The 25,683-nt window shown below is 63.7% G+C and carries 6 protein-coding genes; 4 read left to right on the top strand and 2 right to left on the bottom strand.

The features are described 5' to 3' along the window. Window positions 1-263: 263 nt before the first annotated feature. Window positions 264-1,259, bottom strand: a complete 996-nt coding sequence (locus BLR20_RS22010; RefSeq protein WP_054993252.1) for an aldo/keto reductase — start codon at window positions 1,257-1,259, stop codon at window positions 264-266. Between the two features lie 170 nt (window positions 1,260-1,429). Between BLR20_RS22010 and BLR20_RS22005 the strand changes: the two genes are divergently transcribed. Next, window positions 1,430-2,152 carry a haloacid dehalogenase type II gene (locus BLR20_RS22005; protein WP_010433258.1) on the top strand — a complete coding sequence of 241 codons (723 nt, stop codon included), beginning with the start codon at window positions 1,430-1,432 and terminating at the stop codon, window positions 2,150-2,152. Between the two features lie 24 nt (window positions 2,153-2,176). Here the strand turns inward: BLR20_RS22005 and BLR20_RS22000 are convergent, their stop codons facing one another. Next, entirely contained in the window at window positions 2,177-2,695 is a 519-nt protein-coding gene (locus tag BLR20_RS22000; protein WP_010433255.1) for a GNAT family N-acetyltransferase, read from the bottom strand. Window positions 2,696-3,317: 622 nt separating this feature from the next. Between BLR20_RS22000 and BLR20_RS21995 the strand changes: the two genes are divergently transcribed. The 3 genes from BLR20_RS21995 to BLR20_RS21985 are packed head-to-tail and all read left to right on the top strand — an operon-like array spanning window position 3,318 to window position 25,671. Beyond that, the gene (locus BLR20_RS21995) at window positions 3,318-12,383 is read left to right on the top strand and encodes a non-ribosomal peptide synthetase (protein WP_054993253.1); all 9,066 of its coding nucleotides are present in this window, start codon (window positions 3,318-3,320) and stop codon (window positions 12,381-12,383) included. Further along, window positions 12,380-16,492 carry a non-ribosomal peptide synthetase gene (locus tag BLR20_RS21990; protein ID WP_054993254.1) on the top strand — a complete coding sequence of 1,371 codons (4,113 nt, stop codon included), beginning with the start codon at window positions 12,380-12,382 and terminating at the stop codon, window positions 16,490-16,492. Before BLR20_RS21995 ends, BLR20_RS21990 begins: the two co-directional genes overlap by 4 nt. Then, window positions 16,489-25,671, top strand: coding sequence for a hybrid non-ribosomal peptide synthetase/type I polyketide synthase (locus BLR20_RS21985; RefSeq protein WP_074595043.1), 9,183 nt, complete (start codon window positions 16,489-16,491; stop codon window positions 25,669-25,671). The genes BLR20_RS21990 and BLR20_RS21985 overlap by 4 nt, the downstream gene beginning before the upstream one ends. Window positions 25,672-25,683: the final 12 nt, after the last annotated feature.

The raw sequence follows: 25,683 nt of genomic DNA, 5'->3' as shown, positions 1-25,683 counted from the left end.
TGAACCCGAGCGGGGCAAGAGGAGAAGTCGAATTAAATAATGGCAAAGAGCCTTTATTCAGAATGGCCTGACAATACCGTCCAGTGGGCTGACTGCCCAATAGATATTTGCGCACGACGACATAGACAGGTGTTATTTCAGAACTGTATGACAGTTACGAAAGCCTGGGGTGCGATCTTTTCGGGTACCCGTGGTCGCTGTGTCCAGCAAGTCACCGGCGAGGCTCATGCCGTTCGCCGGTTGCGGTTTTTTTGCAGCGCCGGTCAGACGAATCCGGTCACTGCATGGGGCACGTAGGGTGCCTCGAGGCGTTTGATGTCCTCATCACTGAGCACCAAGTGCAGTGCTGCGATGGCATCATCCAGTTGCGTCGCCTTGGAAGCGCCGACGATAGGCGCTGATACACCGCGCTTGGCCAATACCCAGGCCAGTGCGATTTGCGCCATCGGCACCCCGCGCTCTGCGGCAAGCTGTTCCACGGCATCGATCACTCGACCGTCTTCCTTTTCCGTCGCCTCGTAAAACGACTGGCCGGAAACGTCGGTTCTGGTCCGCTCGGTCTGCTGACCCTGCGGCCTGGTCAGCCGGCCGCGTGCCATCGGACTCCACGGCATCAGGCCGACACCCTGATCGATACACAGCGGAATCATTTCGCGCTCTTCTTCGCGATACACCAGGTTCAGGTAATTCTGCATCGAGACGAACCTGCTCCAGCCATGCGCGGCCGCCACCTGCTGGGCCTTGGCGAACTGCCATGCATACATGGAGGACGCGCCGATGTACCTGGCCTTGCCGGCCTTGACCACATCGTGCAGCGCTTCCATGGTTTCCTCGATGGGCGTGTCATAGTCCCAGCGGTGGATCTGGTACAGGTCGACATAGTCAGTGCCGAGCCGCGTCAGGCTCGCATCGATACTGGACATGATGGCCTTGCGCGAGAGCCCCTTTTCGTTAGGCCGGGTCGAGCCTTCCCACATGTTTGCCGGAAAGAACACCTTCGTTGCGATCACGGTCTCGTCGCGACGCGTGAATTCCTTCAGTAACTTGCCGACGATGGTTTCTGAAGTACCTGCCGAATAGCTGTTGGCAGTGTCAAAAAAATTGATGCCTTGCTCGACGGCGTGCCTGATGATCGGCCTGCTTGCTTCTTCGCCCAGTGTCCAGGGATGCGTTCCGGCATCGGGCTCGCCGAAGGTCATGCATCCAAGGCACAGTCTGGAGATATCCAGTCCTGTGTTTCCAAGCTTTACGTAGTCCATGAATCCTCCGTCTATCGTTGATTGGCCAGTCGCCGAGCCGTTTCGGTGCCGTCCATAACGTTTACAGTTGGGGCAATGTCTGCCCGAGACAACTCTCTTTGGCGCGATTGGTTCTATAGTTCTAGATCTGTAGAACTATAAGCGACTGTGCGCGATTCAGGAGCAGCAAAATGGCCAGACTGGAACAGATAGGGTTTCTCGGTTTCGATGTATTCGGCACTGTTGTCGACTGGCGAAACGGCGTGGCGCGGGCCGCGGCGCCGTTTCTCCAGCGGCATGGCGTGGACGTCGATCCCCTCGATTTTGCCGATCAGTGGCGGGATCTGTATCAACCTTCCATGCAGCGCGTGCGTGCAGGTGAGCGCCCGTACGTGACACTCGACGTGCTCAACCGGGAGAGTCTCGAAACAGTGCTGGCACGCCACGAGGTGGATTTCGGCAGCATCCCCGACGCCGAGCTTGCCGAGCTGAACAAGGCCTGGGAGCGGCTCGATCCGTGGCCCGACTCGGTCGCAGGCCTGACCCGATTAAAGCGCAGATTCTCGATCGGTACGCTATCGAACGGACACATCGCCGGAATGCTCAACCTGGCGAAATTCGGCGGACTGCCCTGGGATGTAATCGTCGGTGCGGAGATTGCCGGCACCTACAAACCGATGCCCCAGACTTACCTGAAGTCTGCAAAAGCAGTGGGCCTGGCGCCGCACTGCGTCGCCATGGTGGCTGCGCATAACGCCGACCTCACTGCCGCACGTGCGAATGGCTTCAAGACCGTTTTCGTCCGACGTCCCACCGAGCACGGGCCAGGCCAGACGTCTGACCTGACCGCTGAACAGGACTGGGACGTGATCGTCGACTCCCTGACCGAAGTGGCTGAAGCGCTCGATTGCTGAAGCGCCGCTACCCGGGCTGGCTGCTCACCCGCGCAAGTCTTTCCACATGTGCACCTTGGCGACGAATCCGTTGCCGACAGCGACTGCAAGGGGTTCGAGGCCAAAGGTCACGAAGCCCATGCGCTCGTACAGTCCGACTGCTTCGCTGTTGCCCTGCGTGACAGTGAGCTGGACGAGCAGAAGTGCGGGGCGAGTTCCCGCATGGTCGAGCACGCTGCGCACCAATCGAGAGCCGATGCCCCTGTTCCTGTGCCCCGGGGGCACATACATGCCGAACAGGGTCGATTTGTGTCGGGCCTTGTTTCGGGTTTCCACGCAGAGGCCGGCTACGCCCAGCAAGTGACGGTCTTCAACGGCGGCGAACACTACTTCGGTTGCGCCAGCGCTGTCATCGAGCCTTTTCTCCCACCATTGGGCAGGCAGCACTTCGCGCTCCTTCACGTCAGAGGTAAAGGCGTCTGGATGACGTTCATAGGCCTCAAGCATCAAGGCGCGATAGGCAGGCGCATCGGCCGGGGTCAGTCGTCGGTAGGTGAGGGTCATGGAGGCCGGGCTCGTGTGAATCAGGTTTCGAGTATTGCATTGCGCGCCGTTGAAAGTCGTTGCCCGACGCTGAAATTTCAGACAGATGTGGCGGCTGGACAGCAGTGCCGTTTGACGGACACTTTCGCGGTTTGTAACTTTTTGTTTGCCTCACCGCCAAAAATCGTGGTTATTATCCCGGGCGCTCAGGGCCAAAAACCCGGCGCCAATGACTGTCACGGGTCCACAGACTCCGCAGTCACAGCCGATCGGGTCCACCCTGGCGCTGACACCCCGGCGCAGGCCGTTCCCCGTCGTTGACCCTCGAACGGAAGATGAGGTTTCAATTGGTCACGCGGTATGCAAACGTCATTTCCAAGGGCAGAGCGATCAGTCTCGTCAACGAGCCAGCCACCCCCCTTTCTGTATGCGAGTCGCGCCGTGCCGCATTCGCCTGTCATCCCTCTGCGATTCCCCCGAGTGCTTGCATGTCAGCTCATGACATGAGCCCGAGAGCCCGCGCTGCACCTTCCCCCTGAGTCTCGATGTTCATCCGGCATTTCTCATGCCGTGTCTGACGGGCTTGTCGCTCTGCGCTCCCGTCTGCTCATAACAATAATCTGTTCACGGACGGTGATTCCTGATGGTCGACAAATCTTCCTCGCGCGGGACGGGCTTCGCTCATCCTGATACAGAGCAACCCTTTGACCAAAACCAGTGTGTACATGGCCTTTTCGAAGCCCAGGCGCAGCGCAATCCTGACGCCATAGCGGCACGCTTCGAGCTGGACACGCTTGACTACGCCACGCTCAATATTCAGGCCAACCGCCTGGCTCACTACCTGCGCAGCCTTGGGGTCGGGCCGGATGTGCGTGTCGGGATTTGCCTGGAGCGCTCGCTGGACATGCTGGTCGGCGTGCTCGCGGTACTCAAGGCGGGCGGTGCCTACGTGCCACTGGACCCCGCATACCCGAAAGCCCGTCTGGCACACATGCTGGCAGACAGCGCGCCACGCGTGCTGCTGAGCCACGCTCCGGCGCGCGCGGCGTTGCTGGCGGCACTGGAGCAAGGTGAGGTCGCATCAAAGGTGCTTGATCTGGCCAATACCCGGCTGTGGGCAGAGCAGCCCACGCACAACCCTGACCCGCATTCGGTCGGTCTGACGTCCCGCCATCTGGCTTACGTGATCTACACCTCGGGCTCCACCGGAACGCCCAAGGGGGTCATGGTCGAGCACCGTGGGCTGACCGCGGTGAGCGCTGCCTGGGAGCCTTTGTACGCGCTGCACAAGCCCCTCAGTCACCTGCAGATGGCCGGGTTTTCCTTCGATGTGTTCAGCGCCGACCTGATCCGCGCACTGGGTTTTGGCGGCACGCTCGTGCTCTGCCCGCGTGACACGCTGATGGACCCGCCTGCGCTGTATCGCCTGTTGAGCGAGGCGCGTATCGATTTCGCCGACTTCGTGCCTGCGGTCCTCAACCCGTTGCTGGTCTGGGCGCAGGAGGCGAGGCGCGACCTGTCGTTCATGAGCACGGTGGTCTGCGGTTCGGACATCTGGACGGCCCACAGCGCGCGCCAACTGCGTGGGTTGTGTGGCGAGCATGTGCAAATCGTCCAGGCCTACGGGGTCACCGAAGCGAGCATCGACAGCACCTGCTTCGAGTTCGAGGCCGACAGCCAAGTCGATGCAGTGCTGCCCATCGGGCGGGCGTTGGCCAATACGCGGATTTACCTGCTCGATGCCGCTGGCGAGAGGGTTCCCCAAGGCGTGACCGGCGAACTGTACATCGGCGGCGTGGGGGTTGCGCGTGGCTACCTGAATTTGCCGGAATTGACCCGCGAGCGATTCATCGACAGCCCGTTCGTGGCCGGTGAGCGGTTGTACCGTACTGGCGATCTGGCCCGCTATCGGGCTGACGGCAATCTGGAATTCCTCGGGCGCAACGACTCGCAGGCCAAACTGCGCGGCCTGCGCCTGGAGCTGGGTGAAATCGAGGCGCGTCTGGCCGAGGTTGCCGGTGTGCGTGACAACGTTGTGGTGCTGCGCGAGGACAGCGCGGGCGTGCCCAGGCTGATTGCCTACTTCCGCGAACAGAGCGGCGCCGCGCTGACGCCCAAAGGCCTTCGCCAGCATCTGCAGCTCAGCTTGCCGGACTACATGATTCCTGCTGCATTCGTGCGTATGGACGCGCTGCCGTTGACCGCGAATGGCAAGCTGGACCGTATCGCACTGCCCGAACCGGGGGATGACGCGTTTGATCGGCACGTGTTCGAAGCTGCGCAAGGCGAAAAGGAAATCGCCCTCGCGGCCATCTGGGCCGAGGTGCTGGGCGTCGAGCGAGTCGGTCGCCAGGATCACTTTTTTGCACTCGGCGGCCACTCGCTGCTGGTCATGCGCGTGCTGGCCAAGGTCCGTCAGACACTGCATCTGGAGGTGTCACCCTCAGCCCTGTTTACAGCCCCCGTGCTGCAGCAGTTCGCCGAACGACTGAGCACCGCTCAGCAGGGCAACGCTCGCCCTCCAATCACGGCAGTAGAACGTAGCGGGGCACACACGTTGTCGTCTGCCCAGCAGCGCCTGTGGTTTCTGGCGCAGATGGAAGGCGGCAATGCGGCTTACCACATGCCCTTGAACCTGCGCTTGCGCGGGCCGTTGCAGGTGGCCGCGCTGGAACGCAGTTTCAATCAATTGGTGGACCGCCACGAGGCGCTGCGCACCACCTTTTTTGCGGTTGAAGGCGAGGGGCGGCAGCGCGTTGCGGCGGCGGGGGCGAACTTTCCACTGCCAGTCATCGACCTGCGCGGCGAGCACGATGCCCAGGCGCGTCTGCTGGCGTTGATCGACGCCGAGGGCAGCAAGCCGTTCGACCTCGCGGCCGGGCCGTTGATGCGCGTCAGCCTGGTCAAGCTGGCCGATGACGATCACGTGTTGTTGCTGACCCAGCATCACATCGTTTCGGACGGCTGGTCGATGGGCGTGCTGACCCGCGAGCTGGGGCTGCTCTACGCCGCGGCGATTCAGCAACCGGCCGCGCACGGGCAGTCCCTGCCACTGCCGCCGTTGCCTGTTCAGTATGTGGATTACGCGGCCTGGCAACGCCAGTGGCTGTCCGGCGAGGTGCTGGATGCGCAGCGGCGCTACTGGCGTGAAACCCTGAGCGGTGCACCGATACTGTTGGAGTTGACCACCGATCACAAGCGTCCGGCGGCCCAGGATTACCGCGGCGGCTTTGTGCCGCTGGTCTTTGACCGCGCGCTGACGGCTCGGCTCCGAATGTTGGCTACGCAGCAGGGCACCACGTTGTTCATGAACCTGTTGGCGGCCTGGTCGCTGTTGCTGATGCGCCTGTCGGGGCAGGATGACGTGGTCATCGGTGTGCCCTCGGCGAACCGTAGCCAGCAGGAGCTGGAAGGGCTGATCGGATTCTTCGTCAATACTCTGGCCCTGCGCATGACCCGCTCCGGCAGCCCGACAGTGGCCAGCTGGCTGCAACAGGCGCGCAGCGTTGCGCTTGCCGCCCAGGAACATCAGGACTTGCCGTTCGATCAAGTGGTGGAGTTGCTCAATCCGCCGCGCAGTCTGGCGTACAGCCCGGTGTTTCAGGTGCTGTTCGCCTGGGAGCAGCATCAGGATTCCGATCTGGCTTTGTCCGGGGTCGATGTCAGTGTGCTGCAAAGCGTCCAGCCAGTGGCCAAATTCGACCTGCAACTGGCACTCAGCGAACGGGACGGGCAAATCGTCGGCGGCCTGGAATACGCGTCGGGGTTGTTCGAGCCGGAGACTGTGGTGCAGATGGGCGAATACCTGCACCGCATTCTCACGCAGATGGTCGAGGACAGCGAGCAGCCGCTTGCGACGCTCGACCTGCTCAACGCTGAGCAGCATCGACGCATCGTCCACGACTGGAACCGCACCGAACGCGATACTTCTGCACTGCCCGATTGTGTCAAACGTTTCGAAGCCGTGGCGCAGCAAACACCCGATGCCGTGGCGTTGCTGGCCGATGAGCGAGTGCTGACTTACGCAGAGCTGAACCAGTCTGCCAACCGGCTGGCGAATTACCTGATCGAGCAGGGCGTGGGGCCCGAGCAGCGCGTCGGGCTGTGTCTGGAGCGCTCGCCGCAGATGGTCATCGGCCTGCTGGCCATTCTCAAGACCGGCGCCGCTTACGTGCCGTTCGATCCTGCCTACCCGGCCGAGCGTCTGGCATTCATGTTCGCGGATGCCGCACCGAGCCTGCTGCTGACCCAGTCTGCGCTGCGCGCCGGTCTGCCACCGTTGCCCGACACGCTGCCGATCTGCTGCCTCGATGTGGAGGTGCAACGCTGGTCCGGGTATTCCGAGGCCAATCCGCGAGTGCCCGTCAGCCCCGGCAACTTGGCTTACGTGCTCTACACCTCCGGCTCGACCGGGCGGCCCAAGGGCGTGGCGCACAGTCGTGCGGCGCTGGATAACCTGATCGCCTGGCAACTGGAGCAGACGCCTGTTTCACAACGCGTGCTGCAATTCGCGTCGTTGAATTTCGACGTGTCGTTTCAGGAAATCTGCAGCACCTTGTGCCAAAGCGGCAGCCTGGTGCTTATGAGCGAAGCCGGCCGCAAAGACCTCGTCGCGTTGCGTCCGACGCTGGTGGCCGAGGGCGTACAACGGGCGTTTCTGCCGTTTGCCGTGCTTCAGCAACTGGCCAGCCTCACTGAAGCTGACGCGTCGGTGCCGATGCCTGTGCCAAAGGGAGGCTGCGAAATCATCACCGCCGGCGAGGCGTTGCTCGTCAATGACGAACTGCGTGCCTTTATCTGTGGCCTCGGGGGGGCGCAACTGCATAACCAGTACGGCCCGACCGAAACCCATGTGGTCAGCCAGTTCAGCCTCGACTGTGATCAGGCCGGGCAGTGGCCGGACACGCCGCCAATCGGCCGGCCTATCGCCAATGCGCGTCTGTATGTGCTGGACGGCGATCTGAACCCGGTACCGGTCGGCGTGGCGGGCGAGTTGTACATCGCCGGAGCCTGCCTGGCCCGTGGTTATCTGAATCGTCCGGACCTGAGTGCCGAACGCTTCCTGCCGGACCCGTTCAACCCGCAGCCCGGCGCACGCATGTACCGCAGCGGTGACCTGGCGCGGTTCGCGGCCGACGGTAACGTGCACTACCTGGGGCGCATCGATCAGCAGGTCAAGCTGCGCGGCTTTCGCGTCGAGCTGGGCGAGATCGATAGCCTTCTGCACCAGCAACCCGGTGTGCAGGAAGCGGTGGTGCTGCTGCGCGAAGATGTGCCGGGCGACAAGCGTCTGGTGGCCTATGTGGTGGGGCCTGCAACCGCCGAAACACTGCGTGCCGAGCTGCACCGGCACCTGCCGGAACACATGGTGCCGACGGCCTGGGTGGCGCTGACGCAATTGCCGCTGACCCGTAACGGCAAGCTCGACCGTCAGGCGCTGCCGGCGCCAGAGCGCCAGGCCACCAGTGCCTACGTGGCACCGCGCGACGAGACCGAGCGGCATATGGCGTGCATCTGGGCCGAGGTGCTCAAGTGCCAGCAGGTCGGTATTCACGACAACTTTTTCGAGTTGGGCGGGCATTCGCTGCTGGCCACGCGGATGATCTACATGATCAACCAGCGTATGGGCGCGCAGCTGTCCCTGAGCAGCCTGTTCAAGACGCCGGTGCTGGTGGACCTGGCTGAGCAGGTAAGGCTCGGGCGGGGTGACGGGCCTTCGCTCGACACACCTTTTACCCCGATTGAAGCTGATCGCGGCGCACGCTATGCGCCGTTCCCGTTGACCGATATTCAGCAGGCGTACTGGTTTGGCCGCGAAGCGTCGGTCAGCCTCGGCGGTGTCAGCGCCCACGGTTATGAAGAGCTGCGCATCCCCGGCTTCGACGCGCCACGTTTCGAGCAGGCGCTGAACCGCATGATCCAGCGGCACGACATGCTGCGCGTGGTGTTCCTTGGTGATGGCACGCAGCAGGTCCTCGACAGCGTACCGACCTATCACATGCCACGCAGCGATCTGCGCGGCCTTTCTGCCGACGCTGCGCAACAGGCCCTGCAAGGTACCCGCGAACGTCAGTCGCATCAGGTGCTGGACGCCAGTCGCTGGCCGTTGTTCGAGTTCAGTCTGTCGTTGCTCGATGGGGACATCAGCCATTTGCACATCAGCCTTGACGCCCTGATCGTCGACGCTGCGAGTACGCAGATTCTGGCGCGAGAGCTGATGGCGTTTTATGCCGACCCGCAGTTGCAACTGCCCGAACCGGGTCTGACTTTCCGCGATTACGTGCTGGCCGAGCAGCGCTTGCGCAATGACAGCCGCTATTCACAGGCACTGGACTACTGGCGCGAGAAGGTTGCCACGCTGGCGCCTGCGCCGGACCTGCCGCTGGTGTGCCAGCCGGAAAGCATCAGCCAGCCGCACTTTACCCGCCGCGACCGCGAACTTTCAGCGCAGCAGTGGTCACGGCTCAAGGCGCTCGCCAGGCAATTTGCCGTGACCCCGTCGGTGATGCTGCTGACCGCATTCAGCGAGGTGCTGGCGCTGTGGAGTCGGCAGTCGCGCTTCACGTTGAGCCTGCCGCTGTTCAACCGCATGCCGCTGCACCCGGATGTCGATGAGATCATCGGCGACTTCACCTCGCTGGTCTTGCTTGAGGTCCAAATCGACGGGGCCGCGAGCTTCATCGACAAGGCGCGTGCCGTGCAGGCACGGCTGTGGCAAGACATCGACCACTCGGTGGTCAGCGGGGTCCGGGTGCTGCGTGAGCTGTCCCAGGCCCGTGGCGTGCAACAGACCGCCATGCCCATCGTGTTCAACAGCACCCTGTCGGAAGCCGCGCCGGAACTGGCCGAATTCAACCTTGCCGATGCGTTGAATGCCGAGCACATGCACAGCATCACCCAGACTCCGCAGGTCTGGCTTGACCACACGCTGCTGGAGCTGGAAGGGCGCCTGCTGTTCAACTGGGACAGCATCGACGAGTTGTTTCCGCAAGGCCTGATCGAGCAGATGTTCGTCGCCTACAACGCGCTGCTCGATCGCCTGCTGCAGGCCGATGCGTGGAACGCCGGCACGGTGGACCTGATACCGCTGGCCCGCTTGCCGGTGCCCGACGCCAGCCCGGTTGACTCAGGCCTGATGCACGAACTGTTTGATCGCCAGGCACTCGCTGCCCCGGATGCGCTGGCGGTCATCGGCATACGTCGTCAGTTGAGTTACCGGCAACTGCGGGCCGAAGCGCGGCAGCTGGCGGCGCTGCTTCAGCGTCGCGGCGTGGTGCCCAATCAACTGGTCGCGGTGGTCATGGAACGTGGCTGGGAACAGGTCGTCGCGACGCTGGCGATCCAGTACGCAGGCGGGGCTTATCTGCCGCTCGACCCGGCGTTGCCGATCGAGCGTCTGGATCACATCCTGCAACGTGCCGAAGCCAGTCTGGCGCTGACTCAGCCGGCACTGCTGCAGCGTATCGAGTGGCCCGCGCAGGTCCAGGTCATCAGCGTGAGCGACCCGATCATGGCCGATGATGGTCTTTCCGATCAGTCCGAATTGCACGCCGTGCGTCTCACCCCGGACGATCTGGCCTATGTGATCTACACCTCAGGCTCGACCGGCATGCCCAAGGGCGTGGTCATCGATCATCGCGGTGCGGTGAATACGCTGCTCGACATCAACCGGCGCTTTGCCGTCGGTGCTGCCGACCGGGTACTGGCGGTTTCGTCGCTGAGTTTCGACCTGTCGGTCTACGACTTCTTCGGCACGCTGGCTGCTGGCGCTGCGGTGGTACTGCTCGAACCGCAGCAAGCCCTCGACCCGGCGCACTGGCTGACGCTGATCGAGCGGCATCAGGTCAGCCTGTGGAATTCGGTGCCCGCCTTGTTCGGCATGCTGCTGGAGTATGTACAAGGTGAACGCAGCGCGTTGCCGTCGTGCCTGCGCGTGGCGATGCTGTCGGGCGACTGGATTCCCCTGACTCTGCCCGAGCGCGCCTGGGCGCTGCAGCCAGCGTTGCAACTGATCAGCCTTGGCGGAGCGACCGAAGCGTCCATCTGGTCGATCCAGTATCCGCTGCAACAGGTCGACCCCGCGTGGCGCAGTATTCCCTATGGCAAGGCGCTGGATCACCAGCGCTTCTACGTGCTGGATGACGCACTGCAGGTTCGCCCGACATGGGTGGCTGGCCAGCTGTATATCGGCGGTATCGGCCTTGCCAAGGGCTATTGGCGTGATGAAGCGCTGAGTGCCGGCAGTTTCTTCGCCCACCCGCTGACGGGCGAACGCCTGTACCGGACCGGCGACCTGGGGCGCTGGCTGCCCGACTGCAATATCGAGTTTCTCGGTCGGGAAGACACCCAGGTCAAGGTCCAGGGGCACCGCATCGAGCTGGGCGAGATCGAAGCGGCGCTCAATCGCCATCCCGGGGTGCAGAGCGCCGTGGTGCGGGTGCTGGGCGAAGCGCTGGGCGAGAAGCGGCTGGCGGGTTATGTACTCAAGGCCGATCCCTCGTTGCAGGCCAGTGATTTTACCCAGTACCTGGCAGACAAACTGCCGGCCTACATGGTGCCGACCTCGTTCACCTTCGTGCAGGAATGGCCGCTGTCGGCCAACGGCAAGGTCGACAAGAAGCGCCTGCCGGAGCCGTCGCAGGTTCAGGATGCCGGTCCCGCGCTGGAAGTGGAGGGGCCGCAGGAGCAACAACTGGTGATGATCGTGCAGGGCGTGCTCAAGCGTTCGTCGATCGCTGCCGACGCCAATTTGCTCAACCTGGGCGCTACCTCGATCGACATTGTCAGGATCAGCAATGCGCTGTCCGGCGAACTGCAGTTCCGTCCTAACGTTGCGCAACTGCTGGCGCAGCCGACCCTGCTCAACCTGCTCGGCATGTACCGCCGGAATCTGGCCAACGGCAGCGTGGTCGACAGCGTTCGTCAGCGCGCGGGTTCGCCCGAGCCGGTGATTGAAGATCCGCAGCAGCGGGCGCGCTTCAAGGCCGACCAGCGCGGCCGGCGGACCTTCGCACCGCAGGTTGCGGCGCTGGACCTTGCACGTCCGGATAACCCCGCGTTTGCGCGGCGCTTCAGCGACTACCGCTCGGTACGTCAATTCGCTGCCGGGCCCATTCCGACCGAGGCGTTTGCCGGGTTACTGGCCAGCCTGGCGCAAGGGCAACTGCACGGCGAGGTCAAATACCAGTTCCCGTCCGCAGGCGGTCTGTACCCGATCCAGTGCCACCTGTATGTCAAACCGCAGCGGATCACCGGCGTTGCTGCCGGCGCCTATTACTACGACCCGGTTCAGCACCGTCTGCTGATGCTCGACAGCGAGCCGCTCGACCCGGACACCTACGATTATTTCGTAAACCGTCCGGTGTATGAAAACGCGGCATTCTCGCTGTTCTTCATTGCCGATATGGCCGCGATCCGCCCGCTGTATGGCGAGCGCAGTCGCGACTTCTGTCATATCGAAGCCGGTGGCATGGCGCAATTGCTGACCATGACAGCGGTGGAGCAGGGCCTTGGCCTGTGTGGCATGGGCTCGCTTGAAGAGCAGCAATTGTCGGCCCTGTTCGACCTGGGACCGAATCATCAGTTGATCTACTCGATGGTGGGCGGCCTGCGCACTGCCGACGAACAACGCCGCGCGCAGGTCGAGGCGTTCGCTTCTGCCGCAGATCGAACGGACGACGCCAGCGACATGGAGGAGATAGAGATATGAATGCCTATCAATTGCTGGAGTTGTTCGGTCGCCACGCCGTGGTGCTTGAAGTGGACGGCGATAAACTGCGCTGCAAGGCGCCGCGCGGGTTTCTGAATGATGAGATGTTGCAGGCGCTCAAGCAACACAAGGCAGAACTGATTGCCTTGCTGAGCGGCACTGACCCGGCCGCGATCCCTCGGCGTGCCGCCGGGCAAACGGCTGTTCCGCTGTCGTTCTCACAACGCCAGCTATGGTTCCTCGATCAGATGGAACCGGGCAATGCGTTCTATAACGTGCCCACTGCGGTGCTGCTGAAAGGCTCGCTGGATGTGCCGGTGCTGGAGCGGGCGCTGAACGAACTGATCATGCGCCATGAAATATTGCGCACGACCTTCGCCAGCGTGGACGGCGAGCCACGGCAGATCGTGCACCCGGCGATGCCGTTGCTGATGCCAAGTATCGACCTGCGTAGCCTGTCGCCGACAGCGCGCGATGCGCACGTCAGCGTGGCGGTGGAGCAGGAGGCCAAAGCACCCTTTGACCTGGCCAGCGGCCCGTTGCTGCGGGCCTCGCTGCTGCGCCTGGCCGATGAGGAATATCTCTGGCTGTACAGCGTGCACCACATCATCGCCGATGGCTGGTCGATGGGCGTGATCCTTCAGGAAGTAACCACCTTGTATGGCGATTTTCTGCGCGGTCAGGCGTCCAGTCTGGCGCCGCTGGCGGTGCAGTACGCCGATTACGCCTGCTGGCAGCAACAGCGGCTGAGCGACGAGGCGCTGGCCGGGCAACTGGACTTCTGGCAGCGCACGCTGGCCGACGCGCCGCCGCTGCTCGATATGCCTGCCGACCGACCGCGCCCGATCGTGCAGCGCTACGTCGGAGCGACCTTCAGCTCGACGGTAGACGGCACCACCCTGCGCGCGCTCAACGCGCTGGCCAGACAGACCCAGGGCACGCTGTTCAACGTGCTGATCGGCGCGCTGTCGGTCCTGCTCTGGCGTCACAGCGGTCAGCGGGACCTGTGCATCGGTACGCCATTCGCCAACCGCAGCCGTCCCGAAATCGAGCCGCTGATCGGCCATTTCGTCAACACACAGGTGATTCGTCAGCGTCTCGATCCGCAGCAGACCTTTGCCGAGCTGTTGCGCGAGGTACGCGCCACCCTGCTGGATGTTCACGCTCATCAGGATGTGCCTTTCGACCGCGTGGTGGAGGCCGTCAACCCGCAGCGCGATACCGCGTATTCGCCGTTGTTTCAGGTGATGATGGTGTTGCAGAACACTCCGGGCAACGCCGCACGGATGCCCGGCCTGAGCATGACGTCATACGGCACCGGGAGTGCTACGGCCAAGTTCGACCTGGCGTTCGAATGGGTCGAGCGCGACGGTCTGCTGAGCCTGCTGGTGGAATACAACACCGATCTGTTTGACCAGACCAGCATCGAACGCCTGAGCGGGCATTATCGTCAGCTGCTGGAGCAGGTGGCGCTGAACCCCAAGCAGCCTGTGGGTTCACTGACGCTGATCAGCGATGCCGAACGCGAACAGATTCTGAACCAGTGGAACAGTCCGGCGCCGCTGGCCCAGCCCGTCGACTGCGTGCATCGCCTGATCGAAGCTCAGGTCACGCGTCGGCAGGCCGAGTGTGCGGTCATCTTCGAAGGTCGGTCGCTGAGCTACAGCCAGCTCAATAGCCAGGCCAACCGCCTGGCGCATCATCTGCTCACCCTCGGCGTCGGCCCGGATGTGCGCGTGGCGGTGTGTATCGAACGCTCGCTGGAACTGCCGGTGGCAGTGCTGGCGGTGCTCAAGGCCGGGGGCGCCTATGTGCCGCTGGACCCGGATTATCCATCGGGACGCCTGCGGCATATTCTCGACGACACGTCCCCGGTGGTGCTGCTGGCCCAAGGGCCGACGCGCAATATCCTGCGCGAGGCTTTACAAGGAGCGGACTGCGAAGTGCCGATCCTCGACGTGCAGGCCGATGCCCTGCTCTGGGCCGAGTGCCCGTCGGACAATCCGCAGCCGCAACGCGTCGCGGTGAACGCCGACCACCTGGCGTATGTGCTGTATACCTCCGGCACTACGGGGCTGCCCAAGGGTGCGATGATCACGCATCGCGGGCTGAGCAATATGCTGCTGTGGTGTCAGCAGCTCTATGGCGCATCCGGCCGCATGTTGCACAAGATTCCATTCGGTTTCGACGCCTCGGCCTGGGAGATCTTCTGGCCGTTGCTCACGGGTGGCAGGCTGATCATCGCCCGTCCCGGCGGGCATTTCGAGCCTGGTTACCTGGCGCAGGTGGTGCGTGAACAAAGCGTTACCGCGATGGTCTTCGTGCCGGCCATGCTGCAACTGTTTCTTGAGGTCGAAGAGGTCAGCGCCTGTCACACCCTGAAGGATGTGTTCAGTGGCGGCGGGGAGCTGTCGCCCGCAGTGGCCAGGCTGTTTCAGGAGCGTCTGCCGCATGCCCGCCTGCACAACGTCTATGGTCCGACCGAAACCACAGTGATCAGCAGTGTCTGGACGCTGGAGCCCGGTGCCGACGTTCCGTCGCGCCAATTGCCCATCGGCCGACCCCTTGCCAACACCCGTTTTTACGTGCTCGACGAGCGTGATGCGCCGGTGCCAGCCGGGGTCACCGGTCAGTTGCACATTGGTGGTGTCGGCGTTGCACGGGGTTATCTGGGGTTGGACGAGCTTACTGCCGAACGGTTTATCGACAACCCGTTCGTTGCCGGTGACCGGTTGTACCGCAGCGGCGATCTGGCGCGTTATCGCCCGGACGGTCAGTTGGAGTTTCTCGGCCGCAACGACTTTCAGGTCAAACTGCGCGGCATTCGCCTGGAACTGAGTGAAATCGAAGCACGGCTGGACCTGTTTCCCGGTATTCGCACCAGTGTGGCGTTGATCGTCGGTGACAGCGCGCAGAACCAGCGTCTGGTGGCGTGCTGCGTCATCGACAGCGCAGTCGACGAATCCGCGCTGCGTGCGCACCTGGCAACGACCCTGTCCAGCGCCGTCATGCCCAGCGCTTATCTATGGCTGGACGCCTTGCCGTTGACGGTCAACGGCAAGGTCGACCGTGCAGCGCTCGCGGCACAGGTCGATCAGGATCTGGCCGACCGGCAAGTCAATCTCGGCAGCCCCAGGGACCATATCGAGCTGACCCTGTATCAGATCTGGAAGGACCTGCTGCTGGTGCCGCAGATCGGCATTCGCGACAACTTCTTCAACGTCGGCGGGACATCGATTGCGGCTATCAAGATGGCCTACGAAATTGGCCGGGCGTTCAGCGTCGAAGTGCCTGTGCGCGTGATCCTCGGCCACCCGACCATCGAGGCGTTGGGCGGTTGGCTGCGCACTGGAGCCAGCCTGGCTGCGGCACAGGACAACCTGATCGAATTCCGGCGCGGTGCCGGGCAACGCAACGTGGTGTGTATTCACCCGGCGGGGGGCACAGCGTTCTGCTACCTGTCGCTGGCCAAGGAGCTTCCCGAAAGCATCGGGGTGTACGGTGTGCAATCGCCGGGGTTGAACCCTGGTGAGAGTACCGAGCCAAGCGTCGAAGCGATGGCCGATGCCTATCTGCGGCGGATCGCTGCATTGACCTCTCAACCACTGGTACTCACCGGGCTGTCGTTCGGTGGTCTGGTGGCGTACGAAATGGCCCGTCGTCTGACAGCTGCCGGCCATCGTCAGGTGACGGTGGTGCTGCTCGATACCCAAGGCTCGGATGATCCGGGGTTCCGGCAACAGATCGGCACCGTGGACATGGCGGAGTTCCGCGACAAGCTTGTGCGCTTCAACGGCATGTATCCCGGCATCGAAGACGCGCAGGTCGAGCGGTATTTCCACCTCTACAACCACAACCGCCTGGCCATGGCCGCGTACGAGTGCGCGCCACAAGCAGGGCGCATCGTGCTGATTCAGGCTCGCGAAGGCTTCAGCCGCACGCAGTTGCATGAGCTGCGCAGCTTCTGGCGTCGCCGCGCGGGTAACGGTTACAGGGCCCGGCTGGTGCACGGTGGCCACTGGGACATGCTGGAAAGTGCCGAGGTGCATCGGGTCTCGCAGACGCTCAGGCAAGAGCTGCAACGTTTCGACACGCAGGAGGCGCAATGATGAACCGGCACGAGGAGAATATCGCCCGCAACCCCAAGACCCTGCTGTCACGTTTTGCCGAGCAGGTAAGTCTTGATCCCCTGGCGCTGGCGGTGATCGACCGGCAGGTACGGCTGACCTACGCGCAACTGGCCAGTGCCAGTGAACGCATCGCCAAAGGGCTGCTGGCACAAGGCGCAGGCCCTGCTGATCCGATTGCCCTGTGCATGCCGCGCTGCTGGCAATGGGTCGCCACGATACTGGCCGTGCTGAAAGTCGGAGCTGTGGTGGTGCCGCTGGATCGGGCCAGCCCGGCCCTGCGTCGACAATTGATGCTCGACGATGGAGGCTGTGTCGGGCTGGTGACCCTAGGTGAAGACGCGGACAGCCTGGCAGCGCCACAACGTGGCTGGTACGTCAGCGTCGAAGCCTTGCTGGAGTACCCCGATCAGCCAGCACTGCCGCTGCCCGAGGACTTCGCCGAGTCGAGCTTTCTGTTCTACACCTCGGGCACCACCGGCACCCCGAAAGCCGTGGAGGTGGGCGAGCGTGGTCTTTTGCGTCTGGCCCGGACCGACAGCTGCCTCGACATTCGCGCAGGCGAGCGTGTTGCCTGTCTGTCCAACCCGGCGTTCGACGCCTGTAACTTCGAGCTGTGGGCACCGCTGCTCAACGGCGGTTGCTGCGTCATCATTGCCGACGCAGACCTGCAGGACGCACAACAACTGGCCAGGGTGCTGGAAACGCAGCAGGTCGACAGCCTGTTCATGACCGTGTCGCTGTTCAACACCTTGAGTACGGATAACCCCGCCTGTTTCTCCAGCCTGCGCCAGGTGCTGATCGGCGGTGAGCAGGTCAGCGCCGCGGCGGTGCGTGCCTGGTATCAGGCCAATCCCGACAGCCGTTGCCAGATTTTCAACGCCTACGGACCCACCGAATGCACCACCTTCGCCGTGTGCTATCCGATCCCCCGCGATTTTGCCGGGGACGCGGTGCCGATCGGTCGGCCATTGCCTGACACCGGCGTGCAGGTGCTTGATGCGCAACAACGTCCGGTTGCCAGTGGCGAGGCGGGTGAGCTTTACCTGAGCGGCAGCGGGGTCGCACGCGGTTATCGCAACCGTCCGGCAGAGACCGCACAGCTTTTCCTGCGCCTGCCGACAAGCGATGCCGGGGACGTGCTGCATTACCGAACCGGCGATCAGGTGCGGATCAATGCCGACGGGCTGATCGAGTACCTGGGGCGGATTGACCGTCAGGTGAAGGTCCGCGGTTTTCGCATCGAGCCAGGCGAGGTCGAGCAGCGCATTCTGCAGCATCCGCAGGTGGCGCAGGTGCATGTCTGTACGCGCAGGCAGGCGGCTGAGGACCACCAGTTACTGGCGTTCATCGTGCCGCGCGAGGCGCTGGACTATCGTGATTTCGACCAGCACCTGCGCGACAACCTGGCGGTATGGATGCGCCCGCATCAGCTGTTTGTGCTGCAGCGCCTGCCGTTGACCGCCAATGGCAAGATTGATCAGCGTGCGCTGTTGGAACAGCCCTTGAAGCCGTGGCGACCGGAGGCGGGCTCGCGGGCAGACGAGCAACACTCGCCCGCGCTGGACTGGCTGCTGACCCAGGCGCGCAGGTTATTGTCGCAACCTGAGCTGAATGGCGAGGATGACTGGCTGGGCAGCGGCGGCGACTCGCTCAAGGCCATGCGTCTGCGCTCTGCAATCCGCACCCATTGGCAGCGGGAAATCAACCTGGGTGCGGTGCTGAGCGAATCGTTTTCGGCATTGGCCGAGCGCCTTGGTGATGAGCAGGGTGCGGCGTCTGCCTATCCGCCCGCGCCGCCCATCAACCGTTCAGGGCGTGCGCCGGCGACTGCCGAGCAAAGTCGCCTGTGGCTGATGCAGCAGCGCACGCCGCAGGCGACGGCTTACAACGTGCCGATCATCCTGCACCTGGCGACGGGTGTTCAGCTCCCCGCACTGGCCGAGGCCGTGCAGCGCCTGCTGACGCGACACAGCGGGCTGCGTACGGCGTTTGTGTCCGCTGCCGACGGGCTGCATCAGCAGGTTCACCAACGGGAAGCGGTGTGCCAGACCTTTGCCACAGGAGCATTCAGTGAACAGACCTGGCGCAGCTTTGCAGCCCTGGTCTTCGACACACCTTTCGATCTGGCGACATCGGCCCTGTGCAAGGCCTGGCTGCTGCCGTTTGCCGATGGCAGTTGTCGCTTGCTGCTGAACCTGCACCACGTGGTCATCGATGGCTGGTCGATGAACCTGTTGTTCGATGACCTGGTGCAGCTGTACGACGATGCGCTGCAGGGGCGGCGGAGTGCCGAGCCTTCGCCGGGTCTGGGCACGCTGGAATTCGCGCTCTGGCAACGACAATGGCGTGTCGACCCGCGCTACCGCGATCAGCGCCGCGCCCTGGCCGGGTTGCACCGTCAGCTCCCGGCGTCTTCGCCCGCGCTGCTGCCGGTTCGCGAGCCTGGTCCGCAGGCACGGCTTTATCGTCAGCCGCTGGGAGCCAGGCGCAGTGCTGCACTGGATCGGTTTTGCAGCCGACAGCGCGTCACTCGCTATGAGGTGCTGTTCAGCGTCTATGCCTGGAGCGTGTACGCCCTGACCGGCTGTGAACGGCCACGCATCGCCAGCCCGGTATCCAACCGTCCGCTGAGCGAATTCGAAGACGCAATCGGCATGTTCGCCAATACCGTGCTGATCCCCACGGCGTTCGACGGCGACAAGGCGCTCGACCAGCAGATGCATCAGCAGACCGCCACTGTGCGTGAGGTGCTGGCCTTGCAGGACGTCGCGCTGGCGGATCTGGTGGAAGACCTGCGGCTGTCGTCGAGCAGTTCGCTGTTCGATTTCATGTTCGTGCTGGAAAACACCGACTACGCCAGGCTGGCTCAGACCGGCCTGCGCGCCACGCTGGAATTCAACGAGACCGTACAGGCCAAATGCCCGCTGACCTTGCTGGTGGTCGATGCCGGGTCACAGCTGGAATGCTGGTGGGAGTACCAGTGCAGTTATTTCGATGCGGCACAAATGGTCGCCGTCAATCAACTGCTGCAGCAGGGGCTTGATCTGCTGCTGGAGAGGCCGTCTGCCACCCTCGATGCGCTGCTCACGCCTTACCGCTCCAGCCTGCCGCCCGCCAGTCAGGGCGACAGCGCTGAGCCGCCGTTCAGCACCGTGGCCGACTGGTTTGCCTATCAGGTGAGCTGCACGCCGGATGCTCCGGCACTGGTGGCTGATCAGCGGTGCATCAGCTACGCCGAACTGGATGCACTGGCCAATACTCTGGCGGCCACCCTGATCGAGCAGTGCCCGCTGTCGGAGTGCAACAATGCGCCGCTGCAAGTGGTCCTGTACCTCGAGGCGTCGGTCGAGCACATTGTGGCCTTGCTGGCGCTGGCCAGGCTCAACCTGACGGCGGTGCCTCTGGACCCTGGCTATCCGCTGGCGGTGCAGCGCCAGGTCATGCAGCAGGCGCAACCCGGCTGTGTGCTGTACAGCGCGACCACTGAAGCAGCACTGAAGAAATTGAGCGTAGACCGGCAGGTCTGTCATCGGGTCGACCTGAGCGCTGCAGCACGACCGTTCGAGCGTCGCCGTCATGCAGGGCAACGACCGTTGTACACGCTGTTCACGTCCGGTTCGACGGGGAAACCGAAAGGGGTTCAGGTGCCGGACCGGACCCTTTGCAATCTGTTGCACTGGCAGCGCAACGAAGGGCAGTTGCCCGCGATGTCAGTGACCCTGCAATTCTCCATGCTGTCGTTCGATGTGTCGTTTCAGGAGATTTTCAGCACCCTCTGCGGCGGGGGCTGTTACCACCTGATCAACCCGCATTGGCGGCAGGATGCCCAGGCATTGCTGAGCTACCTGGTGCAGACGCGCATCGAACGGCTGTTCCTGCCGTGCGTGGCCTTGCAGCATCTGGCGCAGACCGCTGTCAGCCAGGGCGCGTATCCGCAGGCGTTGCGCGAAGTGATCACGGCGGGCGAGCAACTGCTGTGCACCGAGGCCTTGCGCAACTGGTTCGGCGGCATGCCGCAGGCACGGCTGTTCAATCATTACGGCCCGACCGAAACCCACGTGGTCAGCGCCTGGCGTTTGCCTGCAACGGTTCAGGACTGGCCGCTGCGCGCGCCGATCGGGCGGGCAGTGAGCAACGCACGCCTGCTGCTGGTGGACGAACACGACCGGCCGGTGCCGCGTGGCAGTCAGGGCTACCTGCTGGTGGCAGGGCCGATGATTTCGCGCTGCTACCTCGCCGACCCGGCGCTGAATGCCGCGCGCTTCGTCGAGTTGCCACAGCCTGAGGGCCTGACCCTGTTCTATCGCACCGGCGACCTTGCGCGGGCTGATGAAAACGCCTGCCTGCATTACCTGGGCCGAGACGATCAGCAGATCAAGATCAGTGGCCAGCGTCTTGAACTGGGGCAGATCGAAGCCGCACTGATGCAGGTCGCTCAGGTGAGCAACGCGGTGGTGGCCATGCAGGGGGAGGCCCCCCGACTGGTGGCCTGGTTGCACTGCGAGGGCACGCTGCCCGATGTACAGCAGCTTGACCGACAGATCACCCTGCACCTGCCGGCGCATGTGCGGATTGACGAGTACCGGCGGGTTGACGCCTGGCCGCGCACGCCGAGCGGCAAGATTGATCGCAAGGCGCTGGGTGATCTGGGCGAGGTGCTGCAACGGCAACGCACCGGGCTGCCTGCGGCACCGTTGAGCGCACTTGAACAGCAACTGAGCGAGTTGTTCGTGGCGGTCATCGGTCGCGACATCGAGCCTGATCAGACCTTCTTCGAAGCCGGCGCCACCAGCCTCGGCCTGATGCGCCTGCATGCCCGCTACAACGAGGTACTGGCGCAGCCAGTGGCAATGGCCGCCTTGTTCGAGCATGTCAGCGTGCGCCGCCTGGCGCAGCATCTCTCCGTACCGGCAGGGCAAATGCCCGGTGCTGGGAGAGGCAATGAGCGAGTCGCCAAGGCTGGCGAACAACCCATGGCGATCATCGGCATGTCGGTGAATGTGGCCGGGGCGAGCAACCTCGCCGAGTTCTGGGCGATGTTTCAAGGAAACCGGTTGGGCATCGAGCGGTTCGACGCTGCCGAGGGGCTGGTCGGTGCACGCAGTCAACTGACCGGCCTGCTGGATTTCGATCCCGACTATTTCGGTATCAGCCTGCAGGAAGCGCGGCTGATGGACCCGCAACAGCGGCACCTGCTGATGGGCTGCGTGCAGGCACTGCAACATGCCGGGCTCACGCCTAAAGCCGATGGGCCGCGCATCGGCCTGATCGCCAGTTGCGGCGAGACCACGTATTTCCAGCAAATGCTGCGCGAAACCGCCGACGGTGATCTGCCGGACGGCTTTCAGATGGCGCTGCATCACGACAAGGACTTTCTGGCCACCAAGGCGGCTTATCACCTCGACCTCGGCGGCCCGGCACTCAGCGTTCAGGCGGCGTGCGGCAGCTCGCTGATCGGCGTGCACCTGGCGGCGGCGATGCTGCGTCAGGGCGACAGTGACGTGATGCTGGCCGCAGGGGTGTTGATCGACCCGACCCTGACCGATGGTTACCGCTATCGTCCGCAGCACATTTTTTCCCGCGACGGTCTGTGCCGCCCGTTCAGTGACGACGCCAGCGGCACTATCGGCGCCAGCGGTTATGGGGTGGTGGTGCTCAAGCCGCTGGACCGCGCCCAGGCTGATGGCGACCGGATCTACGCGCTGGTTGAAGCCTCTGCGCTGAACAACGATGGCCGCGCCAAGATGAGTTATACCGCGCCATCGGTGGCGGGGCAGAGCGCAGTGATCAGCGAGGCGCTGCGCAAGGCCGGGATCCACGGCGCCGACATGGGCTACATCGAGGCCCACGGTACCGGCACGCTGTTGGGCGACCCGATTGAAGTGGCTGCATTGACCAAAGCGTTCGGCGCGGCGCCAGCCGCCAGTTGCGCGCTGGCCTCAGTGAAAAGCCAGGTGGGGCATCTGGGCGCGGCTGCGGGCGTGGTCGGGCTGATTCGCGCGACGCTAGCCGTGTTTCATGGGGTGATCCCGCCCAACCTGGGTTTTACCCGGATCAATCCGCAAATCGACCTGCAGCATTCGCCGTTCTACATACCCACCACTTCAGGGCCTTGGCCCGAGGGGCGTCGGCGTCTGGCCGGGGTCAGCAGTTTCGGCATCGGTGGCACCAACGCGCATGTGATTGTCGGCGCAGCGCCGGAGCAGACAGCGCGCGTCGAGGATTGCCCGGCGTGCCTGCTGCTGTCGGCGCACAGCCGCACTGCCCTGGAGCGGGACATGCTGGCGATTGAAACCTGGCTCAATGCCTTTCCCGAGCAGCAGACCGCGCTGCTGCGCTACCTGCAAAACGGTCGACGCGCGTTGCCCTGGCGCTTCGCGATGATCTGCGAGCCGGGTCAGACGCCGCACCTGCAAGCCTCGTCGATCAGGCAGGTGACGCTTTCGGCTGTGCGAGTGAACGCCAGCGAACATTCACCGCAGGCCCTGCTGGACGCCTGGTATGCGGGGGCCAGCATCGACGGGGCGACCGGTTCGACGCCGCCACCCTGGGACTTGCCTCCGTCGGCATTCGATCTGCAGACCTTCCGCTTCAAACCCGCCGCACGTGCCGAACTGCAGCCGTCGTCAGCCGTCGAGCGCCAGCCGCTGACAGACTGGTTCTATCAGCGTCAGTGGCAGCGGCTGCATCGTCTGCGTACACAGCCGACTGGTGAGGGGCGTGAAGTGCTGGTGGTGTGCAGCCATGAGCGCCTGGAGGCCGACACGCTTGGCAGTCTGCAGGGTGTCTATCGGCATGTTATCGAGGTGCAGGCCGGCAATGGCTACCAGCAGCTTGGCCCCAATCGTTATGAGCTTGATCCGCTGGACCCTGTGGCGTTTGGCCGATTGATCGCCACGCTTGATCAGAATGGGCAGACGGCGGCCGAACTGGACTGGCTGCATGCCTTGCCGCTGTCGGTGGGCGGGGCGGTTGACGAGCAAAGCCTGGCGGCTGCGCAATGGGCCTGTCTCGATACGCTCAGCGCGTTGTTGCAGGCCTGGGGGCAGAACGCACAGAAGAGCGCCCTGCGGCTCTGGCTGCTGTCCTGGCAAGCGTGCCCGGTGAACGGCCCGGTCATGCGCCCTGAACTGGCGGCGCTGGCCGGTATCACCGAAGTGGCCCCGCAGGAGTACCCGATACGCTGTCACTGGCTGGACCTGCCCACGGCGCAGTTGAGCACCCAGGCTCGGCACCTGGCGGCGCTGCTTGCCGACCCGGCGTCGCTGCCGCGACGCATGGCCATGCGTGACGGTTATCTGTGGCAGCCACAGCTGCAGGCCAGTCCTCTGGCGGCCCCCACAGCGGATTCGAATCTACTGCCGGCGAACGGCACGTTGCTGGTGCTCGGCGGTACAGGCGGCATCGGTCGTACTTTGTGTGAACACCTGCTGCAATCCGGTCAGTGGCGGGTCGTGCTGCTGTCGCGAGGCGGCGAGTGTCCGAAAGAACTGCACGCCTATGCTTCGCGCATCGATAGCATCGCTGCGGATATCGCCGACCTGGCGCGCTGGCCGACGGTGCTTGAACACTTGCGTGAGCGTTACGGACACTTTGACGGCGTGATTCACGCGGCCGGAACCGGAGCGGGCAGCCTGATCCGTCAGCGCGATGCTCAGATGCTGTCTGAGGCGATGGCGAGCAAGACCCGCGGCATGCTGGCGGTCGAAGCATTGATCGAGCAGATGACCCCGGGGTTCGTGCTGTATTGCTCTTCGATGTCGGCACTGTTTGGTGGCGCCGGGCACCTGGACTACGCCGCTGCCAGTGCCGTGCTTGACGGTTTTACCCACTACCGCCCGCATGCCGAAAATGGCTGTGTGCGTCTGGGCATCAACTGGGACATCTGGCGCGATGTGGGCATGGCCGCTGCCAGTGGCATCGGAGACGACGCGCACCAGCGGCACCTGGCGGTCGGCATGTCGGCGCAAGAGGGCTGCCGGGTATTCGATGCGGCCATGACGGCTCAACTGCCGCAGTTGCTGATCTCGACCACCGATCCAGAGACGGCGCGACAGTTTTACCCGGTTCGCCACAGCGCAGGCTCGACGCTGGCCGATACTGCGCCAGCGCTGACGGCAGACACTGAAGCGCCGGACCGTCTGCCCGAGCATCTGCATGACTGCCTGTGCAAATGGTTGGGGGTGAGTGCGCTGCAGCCGGATGCCTCGCTCTATGAGCTGGGCGCCGATTCTCTGACCCTGCTGGACCTGATCGACGAACTGCAGGCCGCGACCGGCGTGGTCTTCCAGTTGTCGCAGTTCAGCCACAAGGTCAGCCTGGCCGAGGTGTTGGCGCTGGTGCAGGCGTCAGGGGCCGGAACGGTTGCGGACGAAAACCAGTGGGCCAATGCAGTACGGATCGATCAGTGGCATGCGGGCGCGGGGCGCGAGCGCCTGTATCTGATTCACCCGGTAGGTGGCGACGTGCAGGCGTACCGCGAGCTGGCCTCGGCGCTGCACCCTGATCTGGGCGTGTGGGTGATCGCCGATCCGGCCTTGCGCCTGCCCGACCTGCCGAACATCAGCGTGGATGAGCGCGCGCAACTGTATCTCGAGGCATTGCAGGCCCATCACCCCGACGGCACGGCATGGCGGCTGGCCGGCTGGTCGTTCGGCGCGTGGGTGACGCAGGCGATGTGCAGCCTGCTGACGGAAGAGTGCGAGCAACCACTGCTGTACCTGATCGATCCCCCCGCGCCGGATGCGGGTAACGAGCTGGCGCAGATCGGCGAAGCGCAGATTCAGCAGGTCTTCCAGCGCGAGTTTTCTGCACGGCGCACCCTCAACGCGACCACCATTACGGCCAGCGAGGACACGTCAGGTTACCTGCAAAGCCTGATTGTCTGCTGTCAGAACAACATGGCAAGCATGGCGGGCCACCAGCCCGTGGTGCTGCCGCGCACTCCGGTACGGCTGTTCATCGCCACGCAGCCCAATCCTTACGGCATGGGCAGTACCTGGCGGATCGCCGATCTGCAGCGGGCCTGGCAAGGGCTGTTGCCGCACATGTCGAGCTGGCAAGCACTGGACACCGATCACTACGGCATTGTCGCTGCGCCCTGGGTGCAGGTGATTGCCGAGATGATCAATACCGACCTGTCGGCGGCGCAGGGCTGAACGTTAACGGCA

It is taken from the genome of Pseudomonas congelans (assembly GCF_900103225.1).
Lineage (GTDB): Bacteria > Pseudomonadota > Gammaproteobacteria > Pseudomonadales > Pseudomonadaceae > Aquipseudomonas > Aquipseudomonas congelans.
Note: the sequence above shows the minus strand (reverse complement) of the source record. Positions and strands in the feature narration are given on the sequence as shown.

Excerpts from the sequence above, each read along its gene's own strand:
- BLR20_RS22010 (WP_054993252.1), bottom strand. The coding sequence starts at position 1,259 with ATGGACTACGTAAAGCTTGGAAACACAGGACTGGATATCTCCAGACTG.
- BLR20_RS22005 (WP_010433258.1), top strand. The coding sequence starts at position 1,430 with ATGGCCAGACTGGAACAGATAGGGTTTCTCGGTTTCGATGTATTCGGC.
- BLR20_RS22000 (WP_010433255.1), bottom strand. The coding sequence starts at position 2,695 with ATGACCCTCACCTACCGACGACTGACCCCGGCCGATGCGCCTGCCTAT.
- BLR20_RS21995 (WP_054993253.1), top strand. The coding sequence starts at position 3,318 with ATGGTCGACAAATCTTCCTCGCGCGGGACGGGCTTCGCTCATCCTGAT.
- BLR20_RS21990 (WP_054993254.1), top strand. The coding sequence starts at position 12,380 with ATGAATGCCTATCAATTGCTGGAGTTGTTCGGTCGCCACGCCGTGGTG.
- BLR20_RS21985 (WP_074595043.1), top strand. The coding sequence starts at position 16,489 with ATGATGAACCGGCACGAGGAGAATATCGCCCGCAACCCCAAGACCCTG.